The sequence below is a fragment of the Johannesbaptistia floridana genome, from assembly GCF_057440575.1.
This window is the reverse complement of the sequence record NZ_JALKVM010000133.1, coordinates 1-20159: the sequence shown is the minus strand read 5'-3', so window position 1 is coordinate 20159 and position 20159 is coordinate 1. Positions and strand designations below refer to the sequence as shown.

The 20159-nt window shown below is 36.5% G+C and carries 17 protein-coding genes; 9 read left to right on the top strand and 8 right to left on the bottom strand.

Going from position 1 to position 20159, the window contains the following annotated elements:
* Positions 1-333: 333 nt before the first annotated feature.
* The 4 genes from MW688_RS09435 to MW688_RS09420 all read left to right on the top strand — a co-directional run bounded on the left by MW688_RS09435 (position 334) and on the right by MW688_RS09420 (position 3860).
* Positions 334-1512 carry a TRC40/GET3/ArsA family transport-energizing ATPase gene (locus MW688_RS09435; RefSeq protein WP_486735717.1) on the top strand — a complete coding sequence of 393 codons (1179 nt, stop codon included), beginning with the start codon at positions 334-336 and terminating at the stop codon, positions 1510-1512.
* A gap of 342 nt (positions 1513-1854) precedes the next feature.
* Entirely contained in the window at positions 1855-2607 is a 753-nt protein-coding gene (locus tag MW688_RS09430) for a cobalt-precorrin-6A reductase (RefSeq protein WP_486735716.1), read from the top strand.
* Positions 2608-2667: 60 nt separating this feature from the next.
* Positions 2668-2859, top strand: a complete 192-nt coding sequence (locus MW688_RS09425) for a DUF2949 domain-containing protein (RefSeq protein ID WP_486735715.1) — start codon at positions 2668-2670, stop codon at positions 2857-2859.
* A 266-nt stretch (positions 2860-3125) separates the two neighbouring features.
* The gene (locus MW688_RS09420) at positions 3126-3860 is read left to right on the top strand and encodes a TIGR04283 family arsenosugar biosynthesis glycosyltransferase (RefSeq protein WP_486735714.1); all 735 of its coding nucleotides are present in this window, start codon (positions 3126-3128) and stop codon (positions 3858-3860) included.
* A gap of 80 nt (positions 3861-3940) precedes the next feature.
* Here MW688_RS09420 and plsY read toward each other — a convergent pair whose 3' ends face one another.
* The 5 genes from plsY to MW688_RS09395 all read right to left on the bottom strand — a co-directional run bounded on the left by plsY (position 3941) and on the right by MW688_RS09395 (position 12599).
* Positions 3941-4594: a glycerol-3-phosphate 1-O-acyltransferase PlsY gene (gene plsY / locus MW688_RS09415; RefSeq protein WP_486735713.1), complete on the bottom strand. Its 654-nt coding sequence runs from the start codon at positions 4592-4594 to the stop codon at positions 3941-3943.
* 13 nt (positions 4595-4607) lie between these two features.
* Complete coding sequence (locus tag MW688_RS09410) at positions 4608-5885, bottom strand: DUF3086 domain-containing protein (RefSeq protein ID WP_486735712.1); 1278 nt, start codon at positions 5883-5885, stop codon at positions 4608-4610.
* Positions 5886-5908: 23 nt separating this feature from the next.
* Entirely contained in the window at positions 5909-6286 is a 378-nt protein-coding gene (locus tag MW688_RS09405) for a DUF3119 family protein (protein WP_486735711.1), read from the bottom strand.
* Between the two features lie 112 nt (positions 6287-6398).
* Positions 6399-8771, bottom strand: a complete 2373-nt coding sequence (locus MW688_RS09400; protein ID WP_486735710.1) for a glycosyltransferase — start codon at positions 8769-8771, stop codon at positions 6399-6401.
* 33 nt (positions 8772-8804) lie between these two features.
* Positions 8805-12599: an FkbM family methyltransferase gene (locus tag MW688_RS09395; protein ID WP_486735709.1), complete on the bottom strand. Its 3795-nt coding sequence runs from the start codon at positions 12597-12599 to the stop codon at positions 8805-8807.
* Positions 12600-12793: 194 nt separating this feature from the next.
* Between MW688_RS09395 and MW688_RS09390 the strand changes: the two genes are divergently transcribed.
* Positions 12794-13375: a ribonuclease HII gene (locus MW688_RS09390; protein WP_486735708.1), complete on the top strand. Its 582-nt coding sequence runs from the start codon at positions 12794-12796 to the stop codon at positions 13373-13375.
* On the opposite strand, the gene MW688_RS09385 is transcribed toward MW688_RS09390, so the two are convergent.
* Positions 13372-13965, bottom strand: coding sequence for a DUF1997 domain-containing protein (locus MW688_RS09385; protein ID WP_486735707.1), 594 nt, complete (start codon positions 13963-13965; stop codon positions 13372-13374). The two genes, MW688_RS09390 and MW688_RS09385, sit on opposite strands and share 4 nt — an antisense overlap.
* A 135-nt stretch (positions 13966-14100) precedes the next feature.
* Here MW688_RS09385 and pheA point away from each other — a divergent pair, with 135 nt between their 5' ends.
* On the top strand, positions 14101-14952 hold the full coding sequence (pheA, locus tag MW688_RS09380; protein WP_486735706.1) for a prephenate dehydratase: 852 nt from the start codon (positions 14101-14103) through the stop codon (positions 14950-14952).
* 107 nt (positions 14953-15059) lie between these two features.
* Here the strand turns inward: pheA and MW688_RS09375 are convergent, their stop codons facing one another.
* The gene (locus MW688_RS09375) at positions 15060-15311 is read right to left on the bottom strand and encodes a hypothetical protein (protein WP_486735705.1); all 252 of its coding nucleotides are present in this window, start codon (positions 15309-15311) and stop codon (positions 15060-15062) included.
* A 169-nt stretch (positions 15312-15480) separates the two neighbouring features.
* Here MW688_RS09375 and MW688_RS09370 point away from each other — a divergent pair, with 169 nt between their 5' ends.
* Together MW688_RS09370 and MW688_RS09365 are read left to right on the top strand one after the other, a co-directional pair.
* Complete coding sequence (locus MW688_RS09370) at positions 15481-16998, top strand: S8 family serine peptidase (RefSeq protein WP_486735704.1); 1518 nt, start codon at positions 15481-15483, stop codon at positions 16996-16998.
* Positions 16999-17075: 77 nt separating this feature from the next.
* Positions 17076-18074 (top strand): adenosine deaminase, encoded by a 999-nt coding sequence (locus tag MW688_RS09365; RefSeq protein WP_486735703.1) that lies wholly within the window; start codon positions 17076-17078, stop codon positions 18072-18074.
* Here MW688_RS09365 and MW688_RS09360 read toward each other — a convergent pair.
* The gene (locus tag MW688_RS09360; RefSeq protein ID WP_486735702.1) at positions 18071-18712 is read right to left on the bottom strand and encodes an LON peptidase substrate-binding domain-containing protein; all 642 of its coding nucleotides are present in this window, start codon (positions 18710-18712) and stop codon (positions 18071-18073) included. The genes MW688_RS09365 and MW688_RS09360 overlap by 4 nt on opposite strands.
* 108 nt (positions 18713-18820) lie before the next feature.
* Here MW688_RS09360 and MW688_RS09355 point away from each other — a divergent pair, with 108 nt between their 5' ends.
* Positions 18821-19855: a hypothetical protein gene (locus tag MW688_RS09355; protein ID WP_486735701.1), complete on the top strand. Its 1035-nt coding sequence runs from the start codon at positions 18821-18823 to the stop codon at positions 19853-19855.
* Positions 19856-20159 lie beyond the last annotated feature (304 nt).

The following is a 20159-nucleotide window of genomic DNA, read 5'->3' as shown; positions in this document are numbered from 1 at the left end:
TATGATTGGCTTGCGCCCCCTATGATTGGCTTGCGCCCCCTATGATTGGCTTGCGCCCCCTATGATTGGCTTGCGTCCCCTATGATTGGCTTGCGCCCCCTATGATTGGCTTGCACTACATCAATAACTTTGGGCAAAGATGCAACTAGAGAGTAATATCATGTCCGTTTAATTAGTTATGATAAAGTTCTACCTTCATACCTTCTTCTTTTCTTTCTGCCTCTCTTGCCTCACCTCATTTTTATTGTAAGTATTCACCCGAACTTGATATAATTCCTGATTGTGCTAAAAAATGTCAAAATAAGAAATGTAACGAATTCTCATTTTAAAACCATGCGTTTAATTTTAATGACAGGTAAAGGTGGCGTTGGTAAAACCTCAGTAGCTGCGGCTACTGGTTTACGTTGTGCTGAACTAGGTTATAAAACCCTAGTGCTAAGTACAGACCCTGCCCACTCTCTCGCTGATAGTTTTGAGCTAGAATTAGGACACGATGCCGTCAAAGTTCGCGAGAATCTCTGGGGCGCTGAATTAGACGCTCTACGAGAATTAGAAGGTAACTGGGGGGCTGTTAAAAGGTATATAACTCAAGTATTGCAAGCTCGGGGATTAGATGGAGTTCAAGCTGAAGAATTAGCCATCTTACCGGGTATGGATGAAATTTTTGGCCTCGTCAGAGTCAAGCGCCACTACGACGAAGGTAATTTTGATGTTTTAATTATCGATTCTGCACCTACAGGCACAGCTTTAAGATTATTGAGTATCCCCGAAGTGGGTGGATGGTATATGAGACGCTTCTACAAACCTTTACAAGGGATGTCAGTAGCTTTGAGACCGTTGGTAGAACCTCTATTTCGCCCTATTGCTGGTTTTTCTCTCCCAGATAAAGAGGTGATGGATGCACCTTATGAATTTTATCAACAGATAGAAGCTTTAGAAACTGTTCTCACCGATAATACTAAAACTTCGGTACGTCTAGTTACTAATCCCGAAAAAATGGTAATTAAAGAGTCTCTCCGCGCTCATGCTTATTTAAGTCTATACAATGTATCTACTGACTTAGTAATCGCTAATAGAATTATTCCTGAATCAGTTAATGATCCGTTTTTTTCTCGTTGGAAAGAGAATCAAAAGATTTATAAACAACAAATTTATGATGATTTTCATCCTCTACCAGTAAAAGAAGCTCCTCTGTTTTCTGAAGAGATGTGCGGTTTAGCAGCTTTGGAAAAGCTCAAAAATATACTCTATGCTGATGAAGATCCTAGTCAAGTTTATTACCAAGAAAACACAATAAAAGTGATTCAAAATCCAGATCATTATAGTTTAGAACTATATCTACCCGGAATTCCTAAAGAAAAAATTCAACTCAATAAAACTGGTGATGAACTTAATATTCGTATTGGTAATCATCGACGTAATCTAGTTTTACCTCAAGCTTTGGCGGCATTAAATCCCTCTGGCGCTAAAATGGAAGCTGATTATTTAAAAATTAGTTTCAGTAATCATTAGGCTTCTCCCGTTGTAGAGGTAGGGTGTGTTAGCGCTAAAAGCGCGTAACGCACCAGTTTATATTTGTACCCAATTAAACAGATTTGATAGAAACATAAGATAATTAACGGTGCGTTACACTTCGTTAACGCACCCTACAGATTAGAGGTAGTAACGCACCAGATTATGGAGAGAAAGCAGAAGGGAAATAGTGTTAGCGCCACAAGCGCGTAACGCACCAGTTTATATTTGTACCCAATTAAACAGATTTGATATAAACATAAGATAATTAACTCATATCAAAGCACCAGATTATGGAGAGAAAGCAGAAGGGAAATAGGAAAGTTTAAAACTGAAGATGATATGGTAGAATTCAAACAATTACTTATTCTGGGCGGCACTCAAGAATCAAGAGAATTAGCCGCTAAAGCTAGTCTTATCCCCAAACTTAGGGTAATTGTTTCTTTAGCTGGTAAAACTAGTCAACCTGTGACTGTCTCCCCAAATACTATCACTGGAGGTTTTGGCGGTGTCAATGGTTTAATTGCTTATTTACGTCAGCAAAAGATAGATTTTGTCATTGATGCAACCCATCCCTTCGCTGCACAAATATCTCAACAAGCGGCGATCGCCACTCAAGTAGTAGGGATTCCCAAAGCTATGTTGATTCGTTCACAATGGTCAAAAACTAATTTAGACCGTTGGATTGAAGTAGATAATATCTCCGATGCTGTGGCTATTCTTCCGCAAGTGGGAAAGCGTATCTTCTTAAGTATTGGACGTCAAGATATTCATCTATTCGCCTCTTTACAACACCTTTGGTTTCTGATGCGAATGATTGAACTTCCCGACTCGGAGATTGATATGCCACCAGGTAAAATTATTCAGCAACGAGGTCCTTTTACCATTGAAGCTGAAATAAACCAACTCCGAGAATATCATATTGATGCCATTGTGAGTAAAAATAGCGGTGGCAATGCCACTCAAGCTAAACTGATTGCGGCACAACAACTACAAATACCTATAGTTATGGTTAAACGTCCTCCTTTACCTGAAGGAGAGAAATTTACTGATATCGATTCTATTTTAATTTGGTTAAAAGCCTTGATTTTTTAGTTCACAAATGTAAAGATAATATTAATAAAGTTAACATTTTGTTACACAACTCACAGTCAAATGGGACTACCAACACAAAAGCAACTGATCAGTTTTATTAATAAGGAGTTAGATATATCTCCAGACTCATTAGCGATGGCAGTAAAGCAAACGGAAATTTCTTTTGGTTCTTTACCTATGATTTTATGGCAATACGGTTTAATTAACCTAAAACAGTTAGAGCGCATTTTCGCTTGGATAGAGAGTTGTTAATCTGACGGGGTGACAAGAAGATTGAAGAAATGCGCGAATTAAATATCTATTATTCATGCAATCATTAAAAATAGTCAAGCTAAAAATTGATTCTTTATTCTTCATTCTCGGTTACCTCACCTCTTCTGAGATCTTGCATCTTTACCCAAAGTTACTGGTTGTGGTTGAGTAATGAGTTTTGAAGCTTATACTTCAAAAACTATTATATCAGTAGAGATGAAATAGTTTTTACAGGTATAAAAAGTGTTCACCAGGATTAGTGACAAATGAATAAAGTATCAATAATTATTCCGAGTCTCAATGAAGAGGCGTATATAGGAAAAACATTAAATCAGCTTCTTTGTTTACAACCTAAACCTCATGAAATTATCATTGTTGATGGAGGTAGCTTAGATAAAACAGTGAATATAGCTCAATCCTATCCGGTAAAACTAATAGTTAGTACACAAGCAGGCAGAGGTAGACAAATGAATCAAGGGGCAGAGATAGCCTCTGGTGATATTCTTTGTTTTGTACACGCTGATACCAGTATACCCAATGATGCTGTGGAGTTAATCCAGAAAATTTGTGAAGATGTTGATATTGCCGCAGGAGGTTTTATCTCGATTATGTGTGGAGAAAACCAAACTCGTTGGAGTGTTTCTCTACATAACTATTTAAAAACTTACTATGCCCCTTTGATTTTTCGTCCTTATCAATTTTTCGCTAAAGGATTACGTCTACTATTTGGCGATCAAGTAATTTTTTGTCGCCGGGAGGATTTTTGGCAGTGTGGAGGCTTTGATACTAGTCTAACTATTATGGAGGATGCCGAATTATGTTTGAGGATAAATCAATTAGGTAAGATTTATTTAGTTAATCGTATTGTCCAATCTTCAGATCGCCGCGTTGCTAAATGGGGAGTGATTAAAGCAACTTTTATCTATCTCTATGTGGGTATACTTTGGGGTTTAGGAGTCAATCATTCTCGTTTAAATTGGATTTATCCTCATATTAGATAAGTAATGTTACTAAAAAATAGAATTAATTTAGAATTAATTGTTAATTTGAGGTGTCAGCCTGACACCTCAAACCACCAAACCTAATTGGTTGTAGGAGTTGCTGATTGACCTATTCGTGGTTCTGTTCCTGCTAAAATGCGCTCAATATTAGTTTTATGGCGAATAACTACGTATAAACCCGCTAAAACGCCAAATAAGAGATACGGCAGGGGTTGATTTAAGATTAACATTGATATAGTGACGGCGATCGCCCCACTTATTGAACTTAGAGATACTATCCGAGATACCCCTAATACTAGCAAAAATGTACTTAACGATAACAAAGCTACTAGGGGATTTACCACAAACATTACTCCTAAACCCACAGCCACTGATTTCCCCCCACTAAATTTCAGCCATATAGACTTACTATGACCGAGAATTGCTGCTAAAGCTGTAAGTATGATTAACCAAGGTTGCCAACTTTCTGGTAAGGAGGGGATAAGTTGCCTGGCATATATCACCTTTACTAAACTCACTACAATTATGCCTTTGAGTAAGTCGATAATTAGTACAAATAAAGCTGGTATTTTTCCTACATTTCTTAGTACGTTTGTAGCCCCAGTCGAACCTGAGCCATATTCGCGAATATCGATATTTTTAAGATATTTAGCTATTAAATATCCTGTGGGAATTGACCCACTCAAATACCCTAACAAGATTAAACCAAAACCATATAACCCTGCTGTAGTCATAATTAGAGTCATCCTAGTAAATATAGTTAGATGTTGCCTGTGGTTCAGGGGCAAAAGCGAGCCACAAGGGAAATTGTAACAGAGAGAGGTTTACTTGTTCTTCCATTTCGTCAATAATAATAAAAGGTAACTCTCTATCATCTATTATGCGTTCTGCTTTTTGAGTTACAGCGTCGGGACTTTCAAACAAAATCAGACCCCGATTCGGACCGAAATCACTTCTAGATATTCCTAGACAATCTTGTAACCCTCGACGCCATTCTCCGAGTCTTTCTGGGGTATCTGCTAATACTAAAGTTCTCAGGCGATCGCCATGTAGTTGATACAATATAGAAATAGCTGCTGAAGCCACTAAAATATTTTGTAACCGAGACCCCATCGAACGCATTGCGCCTCTTTTTCCTTGGGTTGTGAACCAATTTTCTACTCTTTCGGCGTGGATTGGTTCAAAAGTGCGCCTTAATTGCCATGGTGGTCCATAATAATCTGGTCTTGTTCTATATTGCTCTATTATTTTTCTAATTTTTTGTTTTTCTTGTTGAGAAATCTGTTGAGTTAAATTTGGTTCTTCCCATTCAGATTCTGTTAATTCCAGAGAATCTTTACTAGTTTCCCAGGTATCACCTCTAGATAATTCTAATTGTTCAGCCGCTGCCGCTAAATCTTGTAAGCTTCCTACTAAATAATCTTTGAATCCCTGTACTCTAATCGCTAACTCTTGAGACACACCAGCAAAATTAGTCCGCATTTCCTGCTGAATTCTTTCCCGACGACGTTCTAATTCTTCGATAGAAATCAACAATGATTGCTTTTTCTGTTCTAATTCTGCTAATCCTGCGGTAATTAGGGAATTAATTTTTTCATTTAATTCTCTAATTTGTGCAGTTTTTTCTGCCTTTAGCTGACTAATCTCTGTTTCCAGCTGAGTTTTTTCTGTTTGTAGATTTTTAAAAGTAGCTTGTAATTCTGCGATTTTTTCTGCTTCAGTTTCTAAGGTTGTGGAAGTTGATACTGATTCAGGGTTTTCTTCTCCACTCACAGGTATTTGAGTAGTTAATTCCTCTAAAGAGTTAATCGAATTTTCTGGAGGTACTAAGGGTATTAATTCTTCTTCACCCTGGTTGGTTGGGTTTTCTGGATATTCTTCTGGTATTGATTCTTCTTCACCCTGATTGCTTGGGTTTTCTGGATATTCTTCTGGTATTGATTCTTCTTCACCCTGGTTAGCTGAAGTTTCCATAGATTCTTGAGGGTTAAATTTTTCTTCTTTGGGGAATTCTTCTGAATTCATAAATTATCCTATATAAATTATTTCTAGCTACAGTGTTTCTCTAGACACTCTTGGAGAGTTTTACTATCAAACAACATTGGTAAGAAGTGAATACTCTTAACTTCTCGAAAGTAAAACAAAATGGGTACTTGGGTCCAGAAAATACGCCAATTTTGCCAATCGGAGTAGGGAAATTCTCTGATTAACGTTTGAGAACGATAAACTTCTAAACTTGTTGGTGTAAATTTTAATCTAATTATTGCTGTTTGGACAACTAAAAATAATCCAAACACCCCTACTACTATACCTAACCATAGTTGCCAAAATCCCAAGGCTATGCCTAACACAACTATAGCGATGGATAGGTTATAGTTAGGGGTGAGTTCCACACTTTCTTCTTGTGATATAGGAGTGGTATTCATAATCTCTTGACTCCAGTTTATATTTTTTTAATATTTATCTATTCTATCCTAAATGCAAAAAGAGAACTCTCCCTAGGGAAGGGAAAATTTTACTAGATTTTTGGGTAAAGTATTAATATTTAGGCAAAGAATCAGCCTTAACTCTGGTAATTGCCTCGGTATTTTCTTTCTCTAGTTCGATTTTTCCTTGGATGTGAGAGACTAAATAGGACCATTGTATTTCTGATAATTCTGACACGGGAGATATTTGTAAACTTTCGTCTACTTCTAACTCTCCTGAGAATAATAAGTCCATCACTAACCCCGATAACATCAAGTTAACTTCTTCTCCGTTGACACCATCGGTAACAATCAAAAGAGTTGTGGGTTTTTCTAGGGTATAAGGCGCAATTTTTTGGATCATTTTGATAAATTGTTCCTGTAAACTTGCTTCTGGTTGAGACCAATCTGGAAATACCAGTAAGTTTAATTCTTTTAGATTTAAGTCAGCTAAGGTTGTAGCAATTAAAGCGTTTTTGACTATTTCTGCCATTTTTCCCCAAGAAAATTCCTTAGCTTTTTCTAAGCCTGAAGTAATCAAGCGCTGACGTACAGAGGGTTTTTGTACCTCACACAAGGCTTCTACAAAACCGTTTACATCTGTAGGATGAACATAAATCACTGCTTCTCCTCCCACTTCTGGTATGGAAGCAATAGGAGTTGTAATCACAGGAGTTCCACAAGACATCGCTTCTAAAACTGGTAAACCAAAACCTTCGTAAATGGAGGGATAAACTAAAGCAACGGCGCTGGCATAGGCTAGTCTCAATTCTGCATCAGATAGTGTCAGAGAATGGACTACTATTCCTGAACATAATTCTCTTAATTCTTCTGGTAAAAAGCCTGTTGGATAGGTACAAACTACTTCAAATCCTTCTTTTGTAGGTAATTTACCCACTGCCTCGAAGAATACTTCAGCATTTTTATAACCTCTAATACTGGTGATGAGAAAATAGGGTTTAGCAATACCATATTTAGTTTTAAATTCTTGAATTTCCTCTTTGGTTGCTGGTTGGAATAGTTCTGATACACCACAATGGGCTACAGTGATGCTTTTATCATCTATTTCTGGGAAGAATTTAACTAAATCCCGGGCCGTGTTTTCTGAAATTGTAATGTAAGCGCTGGCCTGTCTAATGGCATCGTGTTTTCTCTGCCACATCGATTGAGACAGATTAGCAGCCCCTACTACCTCTGGAATCATATCGTAACTCATAAATACTGAAGGGGTAGAAGTAGGATTTGTATGGTAACTAGATATAAATAAGTCTGCCTCTTCTAAATCACAGATTTTTTGCAACATTGTACAATCTTCTTTTAAGTTCTCTGGGTTATGAGGAGGTATAGTTAAATAACTTATTCCTGGTATGACGGGAGTTGTGTTTCCTCTATCTAATACTAATAAGTGATTACCAAAGTCTGTCTTTGACCATTCTGTTAATAAAGAACTCCAGATTTTTTGAATTTCTATATTACTTTGATTACTAAATTCTCCATCTATGATAAATCGACATGATTTTGGTATTTTTTCCCTTGATAGTATTTGTTGTTTTAATTTTTGTATTTTTATTTCGCTTTCTCTAAAATCACTTTCAGATTTATAATTTTGCCAACTATTTTCACTCGTTTGATATGGTTGAGGGATTGATTTTATTATCTTACAATTTAACCTATCTAATGAACTATTTATTATTTCTAAATAATTCTGGGGATTTTTAATTAATTCTTCATATTCAATAATTATGTCTGCAAACTTGTCTGCCCAAAAATTACTTAATTCATTTAGTAAATATAATTTTTCGTAGTCATTTAATTTTGTAGTATCTTGCCAGGATATAACTTTTTCATATTTTAATGATTCTAGATCATAATCAAGATTATATAGGTCACCAAATTTATATTGTTTTTCTCTTAGATAAGTCTTTACATAGGAGGCATATATATCTCTTGAATTACGTCTGAGATTTACTATCAATGCTTGAGGATAATTTTTTTTCAACCAAGGTAATTTAAAATCGACGCGATTAAATTGCAATATTTTCAGCTTTTCTGGAAAACTAGTTAGGAGAAAATCAAGATATTCTTTTAGTTCAAAATAGCTATCTTCTTGATTTATAACTAAATTAGATTGGTTAGCTACTTGGGAATAAAGTTTTTCTAAGATGGTTTGGTTTAAAGCTTCATAATTTTGAAAGTTTTCAAAGTGGTCATATTTTTCAGAAATGCTTTTTTTTGTTTCTTCTGAAATGTTCATAAAATCAAATAGTTGGTGGTGAAGTGGTTCATAAAAACCCATACTATTCTCAAGACATGATAAAACTTTGTAGAGATAAGTAGAACCTGTTCTAAATCTCGCTGTAATAAAAATACAGTTTTTAGTTTTTACTTGTTTACCTTGTTGCCAAGTCTCAACTTGACTATTTATTTTTTGTTCTAGGCTTACCATATTTTATCTACCCTTATTTCTCTAATTTTATCTCTAATAGACTGGTAATGACTCAGCTTTAACTTTAGTAATTGTCTCTATATTTTCTGAATCTAACTGAATTCTTCCTTGGATGTGGGAGACTAAATAGGACCATTGTATTTCTGATAATCCTGACACAGGAGATATTTGTAAACTTTCGTCTACTTCTAACTCTCCTGAGAATAATAAGTCCATCACTAACCCCGATAACATCAAGTTAACTTCTTCTCCGTTGACACCATCGGTAACAATCAAAAGAGTTGTGGGTTTTTCTAGGGTATAAGGCGCAATTTTTTGGATCATTTTGATAAATTGTTCCTGTAAACTTGCTTCTGGTTGAGACCAATCTGGAAATACCAGTAAGTTTAATTCTTTTAGATTTAAGTCAGCTAAGGTTGTAGCAATTAAAGCGTTTTTGACTATTTCTGCCATTTTTCCCCAAGAAAATTCCTTAGCTTTTTCTAAGCCTGAAGTAATCAAGCGCTGACGTACAGAGGGTTTTTGTACCTCACACAAGGCTTCTACAAAACCGTTTACATCTGTAGGATGAACATAAATCACTGCTTCTCCTCCCACTTCTGGTATGGAAGCAATAGGAGTTGTAATCACAGGAGTTCCACAAGACATCGCTTCTAAAACTGGTAAACCAAAACCTTCGTAAATCGAGGGATAAACTAAAGCTACGGCGCCTGCATAAGCTAGTCTCAATTCTGCATCAGATAGTCTCAAACAATGGACTACTATTCCTGAACATAATTTTCTGAATTCTTCTGGTAAAAAGCCTTTGGGAGAGGTGCAAACTATTTCAAATCCTTCTTTTGTGGGTAATTTACCCACAGCCTCGAAGAAGACTTCAGCATTTTTATAACCTCCAATACTGGTGATGAGAAAATAGGGTTTAGCAATACCGTATTTAGTTTTAAATTCTTGAATTTCCTCTCGGGTTGCTGGTTGGAATAGTTCTGATACTCCACAATGGGCTACAGTAATGTTCTCTTCACCTATTTCTGGGAAGAATTTAACTAAATCTCGGGCCGTGTTTTCTGAAATAGTAATGTAAGCGCTGGCATGTTTAATGGCATCGTGTTTTTCCTGCCACATTGATTGAGACAAATCAGCTCCGACTACTTCTGGAATCATATCGTAACCCATGAAGACTGAAGGGGTAGAGGTAGGAGTTGTATAGTAACTAGATATAAATAAGTCTATCTCTTCCACATCGCAGATTTGCTGAAGCATCGTGCGTTCTTCTGTTAATTTCTCTGGGTTATGGGGTGGGATAGTTCGATAACGTATACCTGGTATGGCGGGAGTTGTTTTTGCCCTATCTAAGACTAATAAATGTCTATTGCCAAACTCTGTATTTGCCCATTCTCTGAGTAAGCTTTCCCAAACCCTAGCAATTCCTGTGGCATATTTTTGAAAGAATACTCCATCTATAGCAATTTTTGGTACTTTTTTCTTTGGTTGATTGTATACTTGCTTTCTTTGAGACTCTGAGATAAATTGCCAATTGTTAGTATCTTTGTCTTTAACTAATATTGGTTTTACTCCACAGACTGAGGCTTTGTCTACCATGGTTGAATCATTAACCCAGGATAAGTAGAGGCGTAACAAACTGGGAAATTTTTGTTCTTGTTGTAATTTTTGCCATTGAGACAAAGCTTCTTCATAACCATAATATTTTTCTTTGAATTCTAATTGTTCTGGTTTTATATAAGCAAAGTGTTGAAATACTAAATTTTTTGCTTCTGTTTCGTAGTGTAAAAATGGGTTAATCTTGCCTAAATCGACGATTTTCCCACTATCTAATTGTTTCCCTAGTGTAGGTGGTTCGTGGGCTAACCATTTAAATCCTGGGATAAAACGCCAGGTTCGTAACCAATCTTGTAGGGGGTTTTGGGTATAACAATAGCGACTACTAATTACTAATTCTTCTCCCACAAAATACCAACACCAGTAGTAAGCGGCAGTTTTTTCTGGATGATTTAAAAACAAATTTTTAGTAGCATTTATTTGTGCTTCTGTCCAAAATTCATCTACATCTATCTGCCACAATAAACAGTGGGTTTTTATGTTTGGTATAGGCGCATTGACCATTTCTAGTTTGCCTTCCCAAAATTCTCCTGGTGGCTTCCGGTAAATAGTTACATTTTCTGGATATTCTTCAGCTAGTTTATCTAAGTATTCTGAAGTTCCATCAATACTGCGTCCTTGGTTATGGATATCATCTGTTACTTTTCCTCCTCTCGCTAGAGACCAGGCTGTATCGTGTTTTAACTCTGCTACTCCTTCTACTATATGCCAATGCCAAGGGAATGGTAAGTTACGTAAAACTTCTATATGGTAACGGATGAATGGCTCGCCATTTAACACTATGGTAAAAAAGTTAATTGGTAAACTTGGGAAGGCAATATAGTTAGCGTAGTAGGCATCTGAATCTGTAACTAATTCTCCTATTTCTCCTTGGTTATTGATAGCATGACATTCGTACCCATTACTAATTAATATGTCGAAGGTTTCTTTTGCTGTTTTATTCAAACCCTCTAACATGTTTTTTGACACTTCAAACTGAATATAACCTATTTTTTGATTCTTCAAGAGATTTTCACAGCCTTTGAATACATAACTCTCGGCGCCTTCTACATCTACTTTCAAGAAGTCAATTGCTTCTATACCTTGTTGTTGGCAAAAATCATCCAGGGAAATTGCTTCTACTGTTTCAGTAGCAACGATTGGGGGAGCATCTAGAGGATTTCCCTGTCTATCTTTCATCACTGGTTTACCGAGACTATTCCAAGCGGCATAATCATCTGGAAACTTATTTAATTCTAGAGTTGTGTTTTCTGAATAAACTGCTTTTTGAAAGACTGATATATTTTTAATGTCGTATTGTTCTATCTTATCTACTATCTGTTGAAAAATATTGCGAGTAGGTTCAAAGGCATAGACATGGCCAAAATAACCTACTAGTTGGCTCAAGATTAGGCTATAATCCCCTTGATTGGCACCAACATCAAAAACTGTCATTCTCGGCGTAATTAGTTTTTGTATTAATATTTTTTCCGATAACTCTTGTTTAGCTACTATATTTCCTAATACATTTTGAATATTCTCTTTGCCTGGAGTGATTTTTTTAAAAATAGAGTAACCATTTCTTAAATTAAAATTTGCTTCTAATAATTGGTATTGATTATCTTTTAATAAAATTCTATGATTATGATAGTTTTTAAAAGTATTAATATCATCTAGAAGAATAAAAGTGGCTCCATAAACTTCATCTAATTCCGCAGCGCCTGTAAACTCTGAACCGTCTATTAAAACCACATCAAAAGTCTCAATTCCATTTTCATTTTTTATTTGTTGAATACCATTGACTGACATGTTGTTGGTTGAATTTATGAAATATTCATTGTCTTGTTTTAACCAATCTAAGACTGTTTCAAGAGTGTAAGACTTTAAGTCGCTATTGTATCTATAATAAAAATCTCTAACTTCATTTTCTGTGGCGTATTTTTCTACAGGTACAGATGATACGTTATAACATTTAACAAATCCCTCGTTTTGATAAGTTTTCTGAAGTTCTTCAAAACGGACCTTAGAAATTTCCATGCAATACAGAGTCGGTTTATGGGGATTCTGCTTCATTCCTTTGACAAAAGCTTCTGTACTTCCTCCCCCTGAGGATGAACCAATTTCTAGCACTGTTTTAATTGGCTCTTTTTCTGTAATTAGCTTAATAGCCTCGTATAGTGCATCGTTTTTAATTTCTGGACTAATTAACTGATCTCGTTTGGAAGTAGACATGGTGGTAAAAGCGCTTATTTTGTCTTTATACAATTATATCAAAAGTACTATTTACTCTAAAAAATATTTATAGCGTTTTTTCGTCTGCTGAGAAAGCTTAACGGAATAAGATATTTTTTGGTGAGAAAACAGAATCGCACATCGCCTCCAAATATGAGTTTAAATTATCTTAATAGTATTTGGAGAATTTTTCAGTGTTTATCGCGGGAATCGATGAAGTAGGCAGAGGATGTTGGTTTGGTCCAGTTGTGGCGGCGGCGGTAGTTATAGATAAACCAGGATTGTTATCTACACTGGAGGAATTGGGGGTTAAAGATAGTAAAAAACTATCCCCTAAAAAACGCTTGAAACTAGCTATGGAAATTAAGCGATTAAGCGAGGCTTTTAATATTGGTTACGCTACAGTGGCTGAAATAGATAAGCTTAATATTCTGCAAGCGTCTTTATTAGCCATGAAAAGGGCGGTACTTAAATTACCAAGACAACCAGAACTATGTTTAGTTGATGGAATGTATCCTATTCCTGGTTTAAATATAGCCCAAAAAAACTTGGTAAAAGGCGATGAAACTTCAATCATAATCGCCTCAGCTAGTATTCTTGCTAAAGTTTGGCGAGACGAACTAATTATCCGTTGGTCATCCCGTTATCCTGAGTATGATTTAGCTAATAACAAGGGGTATGGTACTATTAAACACCGTTTAGCTTTAGCTAAATATGGCCCCTCTTCTCAGCATCGCCTTTCTTTTCGTCCTTGTGGAGAGGCGAAAAAATCTTAACAGTTTTCTGTTTTTAAATTTGCCTTGACAATTTTTGACTTTTCTGATTCTGAAGAATCTGTTAAGCGTGACCATTGGTAATAGTCTTGGACTAAATGATTAACTATTTTATTTTTTATTCGTAGAAGTACACTTTTAAGTAGACGATTCCCCGCGCTTTCTAACACTGGTTTTGGTGTTAGCCATAATGGCGGTGGTAACTCTACTTTTACCTCTAAGTCAGCTTTCCCTGTTAAGTAAGTTCCTACTTTTGTTGAGTAGGGGGCTAATTGTCCGGTAACATATAAAACAAACCGCTGATTAATATATTCTATACCTCGGATTTCACATGATTCCGATTCTAAATTAATTTTACCCTTAGCGTTTGCAGACACCTTTAACACTACCGTAGGCTGAAAATGATAGATTCCCATAAAGTCCAAAGACCGCATTTTTACCCGAAACCTTTCTTCTGACAGTTGTTCTGTTAAATCGGCATTGGCGATCGCCCCTACTAATCTTTGGGGCTGTCTTAAGTAGTGTTTTATTGGTATTTCCGCTTCTTCTACTTTTATATCTACCGATTCTGTTGCCGTAAATTTTATTTCCATACTATTCGGTTTTGGTTACTTCTTACTTAATTTTACTTTACATTTCTTAAAACTGCTTAGTCTTAAGAGATAATTGTTTAGATTAAATGGTTTTATCCCCCTAATTAACCAATTGATGACAAAACTTTACACAAAATGACTATTACTATCGCCCATTTAGGACCACAAGGAACATACACAGAAACAGCAACTCTGGGTTACCAGAAATGGCTACAGGAGAAAAATCCAGAGGAGGAATATATACTATGTTCCTACCCCAATATTTGGCAAACTCTAAAAGCAATAATCGAAGGAGAAGCTAAACTAGCAGTAGTACCAGTAGAAAATTCAATCCAAGGAAGTGTAGCCATTACCCTAGATAGTTTGTGGGAATTGGATAAATTACAAATACAGCAGGCGCTAATTTTACCCATAACTCATACCCTAGTATCCCATAGCGGTAGTTTAGATAAACTTAAAAAAGTTTATTCTCATCCCCAAGCTTTGGGACAATGTCAACACTGGTTATTACAATATTTACCCTCAGTAGAGTTAATTCACACTAATTCCACCACGGAAGCGCTAAAATTTCTGGGAGAGGAAACCAATGCAGGGGCGATCGCCTCTCAAAGAGCTGCATCATTATATAATGTACCTATACTAGCCAGTAATATCAATGATTATCCAGAAAACTGTACTCGTTTTTGGGTAGTAGGTTTAGAATCGAATCACCAAGGAAGTCATCTATCTCTAGCCTTTACTGTACCTGCGAACATCCCCGGAAGTTTAGTTAAACCTCTATCCTGTTTAGCCAAGCGAGAAATCAATATGAGTAGAATTGAATCTCGTCCTACTAAGCGATTTTTGGGGGAATACTTATTTTTCATGGATTTAGAGGGAGGTTTTCAACAATTAGAAATTCAATCTGCTTTAGAAGAACTACAAGGCCACATCGGATTATTAAAAATTTTTGGTAATTACGATGTTTTATCCCTACCATTAAGTTAAATTATTGAGGAGTCATTATTGAGAGTATGTTGGTTTCAATGAAACGCCGGAATTTAATACTATCGGCGTTCCGTACATTTTTAGTTATTTCCCCTAAACGAATAAAATTATAACTTGCATACACGGCCAATTTGATGTTCAATGATTGGCTCAACGTAGAAACGATTACCTAGCTTTCCTTTTGCCAGCTCAATGGTTTCTGAATCTGCTTCAACTGTCATTCGACGTGGATTATGTCCCACGACTTTTACCCCTTCTACTTGGGCCAAATTCATTTGCCAATTGTTATCAATTTTGCTTCTATATTCTCGCTTAGGGGAAATGATATATCTCGTTACATGAGCTATATTTGAGTACATTTGTCTACCTTCCGTGATTATCCTAAAAGTGTTTCCATAGACATATTATATCTGAGGAAATTGCTTCCGAGACAAAACAAACATTAGGCATTAGTATCAATGAGGAGAAAGTTTTATACTCTTTTTTGATATAATTACCTTTATTTTTAAGCAAAAAAAGGAGAAAAAGATGGCGCGTTATGTTATGGCTAATCGCCGTGCCGGAAAGTTTTCTGATAGTGAAAAAATCTCTTCGAGATCAGCAATAGCCAATGTTATGTCTAGTTTATTCCTGTCAGGAGCTGATGTCATTTCTGAAAATCAACCAATAGATAAAACATCTCGTAAGATAGTTTTATTTGAAGCTGACCCTTCAGAAATAAAAGCTAAGATGAATCAAATTCCAGAAGATGTGATTGTCGAACCAGAAATAATCCATTACTTTGACACCTACCGACCCATGGATTTTTTAGATATTTCACGTCAGCCATCTCCTCCTTTGGCCCAAGAAACATCAGACAATACAACTATCTTTTCTGTGGAAGTAAAAGCTGGTTCTCTATTACTGCCAAATGCAGAAGTCATTTTATTGCTTCGTTTTGCTGGCATTGATCAAGAAGTAAAAGCGAAGACAAATTCTAGTGGACAAGCTACTTTTAATTTTCCTAGTCATTGGTCAGTGTCAGCCCTAATTGTTCTTCCCCGAGGAGATTATTGGCCGATGGTGCAACGAGGACCCAGCAACCCTGCGACCATTGATTGTCCTCCTTTGTCAACAGCCAATGATTCTTTGGGTTGGTGGCACAATACACTGGGTATTGATACTCTTGATTTGAATTTAGGAAGTGGAATCAAAGTTGGTGTTATAGATAGTGGTGTTGGACGTCATCCTTTTTTAGAGCATGTAACAAGTATAGGTGCATTCATTGATGGTACTTTTGATCCTTATGGAGGACAAGATGTAGGTAATCATGGATCTCATGTGTGCGGTATTATTGGAAGCAGACCATCAAGTGCTAATTCATTTGCAGGTGTTGCTCCAGGAGTTGAACTATTTTCAGCAAGGGTTTTTCCTGTGGATAGAGGTGCTAATCAAGGAGATATTGCTGATGCAATCATATCGTTATCTAGTGAATATGAAGTAGATTTAATCAATATGAGTTTAGGAGCGATTACTGCTTCTGAAATTGAGTTAGATGCTATCAAAGAAGCTTTTGAGATAGGAACCCTTTGTATTTGTGCTTCGGGCAATTCCAATGGTCCTGTTGAATTTCCCGCAGCTTTTGATGAAACAGTTGCTGTATCTGCTATTGGCTTACTTGGATGGGGACCACTTGGTTCTATTCCCTCAACTCGTCTTCCCTTAGAAAGAAACAGATTTGGTAGTGATAATTTATATCATGCTAATTTTAGTTGTTTTGGCTCACAAATCACTTGTACCGCCCCTGGTGTAGGAATTATTTCTACTGTTCCTGTCAGCGACGGTTTATCCCAGCCTTACGCATCCTTGGATGGAACATCAATGTCTAGTCCTTCTGCTTGTGGAGCTTTGGCTGTTGCCCTATCTCGTTCATCTATTTATCCGTCATTACCACGAAACATTAGTCGTTCTCGAATGGCTTTGAAAATATTGAGACAAATTTGTCAGTCCATAGATTTAGCAATGGAATACGAAGGTCGTGGAATTCCTAAATTAACCTCAGTATAATTTTTTAGGAAGTAAGCCAGATTTTAAAACAGTTTCCGAACAAATTTTCTTCTTGATCAAATAATCTAAAATTCACCATGAAAAATCTAATTGAAAAACTACCCCTAACAGAATTACATATACACATAGAAGGCTCTCTTGAACCAGAGTTAATGTTTAAACTAGCCGAGAGAAATAAGCTGAAATTACCATATCAATCAATAGAACAACTAAAATCAGCTTATCAATTTGTCGATCTCGAATCTTTCCTACAAATTTATTACGCAGGAGCACAAGTTTTAGTAACAGAAGAAGATTTCTATGATTTAACTATCGCCTATCTCAAAAAATCAGCTAGTCAAAATATTCGCCATGTAGAAATCTTCTTTGATCCTCAAACTCACACCTCCCGAGGGATTCCTTGGGAAGTCTTTTTTTCTGGCATTAAACAAGCCTTAGAAGAGGCGAAAACAGAGTTTAACCTGTCTAGCCATATAATCCTTTGTTTTCTGCGTCATCTTAGTGCTGAAGACGCGATGACCACATTAAATCAAGCCCTTCCCTATCGAGATGAAATCATTGGGGTAGGTTTAGACTCCTCAGAAAAGAATAATCCTCCCCATAAATTCCAACAAGTTTTTGATAAAGCTAGATCTGAGGGTTTTTTAACTGTAGCCCATGCGGGAGAAGAAGGCCCACCTAGCTATATTTGGGAGGCTATTGAACTTCTCCAAGTACAAAGAATTGATCACGGTGTCAGAAGTATAGAAGATCCTCGCTTGATTGATTATTTAAGAGAAAAACAAATTCCTTTGACGGTTTGTCCCCTATCTAATTTGAAATTAGGAGTTTTCCCCTCTTTAGAGAATCATAACCTTAAACAACTTCTAGACTTGGGCTTGTGTGTCACTATCAATTCCGATGATCCGGCCTATTTTGGCGGTTATTTAAGGGAGAATTGGTTAGAAACTCAACAAGCTTTAAACTTAACGAAAGAGGATTTGATTAAATTAGCAGAAAACTCATTTAAGGCTTCTTTTTTAGAAGCATCTCAAAAAGAGCTATATCTTGCCGAAATCAAAAGTTTAGCAAACTAATTGAAGGCATCTTTGAGAGCTGTTCTTGCTGCTAATTGATTACAAGTAGATGTTAGTATTTCAGTCTCTCTCTCCAGTCTAGTTTCAGTATCTTGCATTTCTAGTAGAGATTGTTGTTCAGAGGCCACATCATACAGGTTACTAGCAATCCAGTAAGATAACTCTTCAGGAGATTCCGGTAAATCCTTCGGTAAATCTATCTGTTGGTCAGTTAGTTTAGCGGACAATTGTACAACATTTTGTAATAATTGTTTCAGGTGTTGAGCTTTTGGGGTAAGATCTGTTAGAGGTGGTTTATCTTCAAACCACTCCACTAAACCAACCAGATAGGGTTTTTCCCGAACATATTCTAGTACTCGAAAACGACACTGTCCCAAGGTAATGATTTTCATACGATCATCGGGCAAACGCTGAAAATTGATAATTTCAGCACAACAGCCAACTTGGGCTACTTTACCCGCCATCGTATCTACCAGAAGAACACCAAAACGCTTATCGGTTTTTAAAATGGTGTTCATCATGATTCGATAGCGAAATTCAAAAATATGCAGGGGTAAGGGTCGTTTCGGAAACAAGACTACTTTGGGAAGTGGAAATAGAGGCAGTTCTCTCACCGCAATTGAAGAAGATGATTCCATGAAACTATAATTGTAATTAATAGCTACTTTTCTCTACTTTAACTAATTTTTGCCTCTAATATATCAATAGTTAAAAAGAAAACAAAAAATAAGACCTAAAAAAACCAGATGACCTCAACTTCCCCAAATCCAGATGAATTAATCGCAGCCTTGGAAACCTCCGCAGATTTAAACTTCGATTTGCCAGACCCAGAAGACGAAAATATCCCTGAATACGATTTTCAACTAAAGTTAGACCAAGTTTGGAAAGTATGCGATCGCTTCGATTTACAAACAGATATCTGGAGAGGACGAATCTTGCGCTCAGTACGCGATCGCGAAAAAAAAGGCGGCGATGGTCGCGGTACAGGTTTTCTCAATTGGCTTAAACAACGGGAAATTACCAAAAGTCAAGCTTATGCTTTAATTCAACTCGCTAATAGCGCTGATACTCTCTTAGATGAGGGGAAATTAGACCCTAGCAGTATTAACAATTTTAGTAAACGTGCCTTCGTAGAAACCGCTAAATCATCCCCTGAAGTTCAACAACTTGTCAGTGAAGCGGCACAACAGGGAGATAAAATTACTCGTAGGGAAGTACAACAATTAACAGACCAGTGGACCACGATGAATTCTGAACTTCTGCCTGATGAAGTTAAAACTAAAGCCGCTAATGGTTCTCTTCCTTCTGGTAAACTCGCCCCTTTAGTTAGAGAAATGGAAAAACTCCCCCCCATTCATCTGGTTGAGCTACAAAAAGAAATACAAGATAACCCTGATTTAGATACAGTTAAAACCGCTACTAGCCAAGCAAGAAATTTAGCTAAATATCTTGATTTAGCAAGTCAAGTTAACACCCTCAAAGGCAATACCTCCCTTGACCTAGAATTAGCCTTAGATGAAGCCTTACGCCTAGATATTCTCTCTAATACCGCAGATTTAGTTAAACAAGCTAACCAGTTAGAACAAAATGTGGCTAAACTCTACACCACCTGGAAACGCCTTAAAAGTCTCGCAGACCGCATCTATGTAGATACTGGCGCTAGTAATCCCCATCTTCGTTCTATGTTAACTACTTTAGAAACTCTTACTAGTGAAGTGATTGAAACTCAATTAGATGATACGGGCGATCGCCGTATCCGTCTACAGATTTTAGAAGATTAGTCAACCCATCTGAATTGGTCGATTTTTCTCTCTTTTATTTTTAAATTAGACTTATAATCTTAGCATAACCCAAAAAAAATATGATTGCAACTTCAACATGAATACATAACTGACGAAATAAATTTAACAGATGCGCTTAATTAATATAGTTAGCATAGGTTAGTAGTGGTGGACTATGTCCTCAGATCTTGCATCTTTACCCAAAGTTACTTGTGGTGGTTAAGTAATGAGTAATGAGTAATGAGTAATGAGTTAAAGAATTAATGCGATCGCGCTTAAAAATTGGTTGACCGAGTGCAAGATC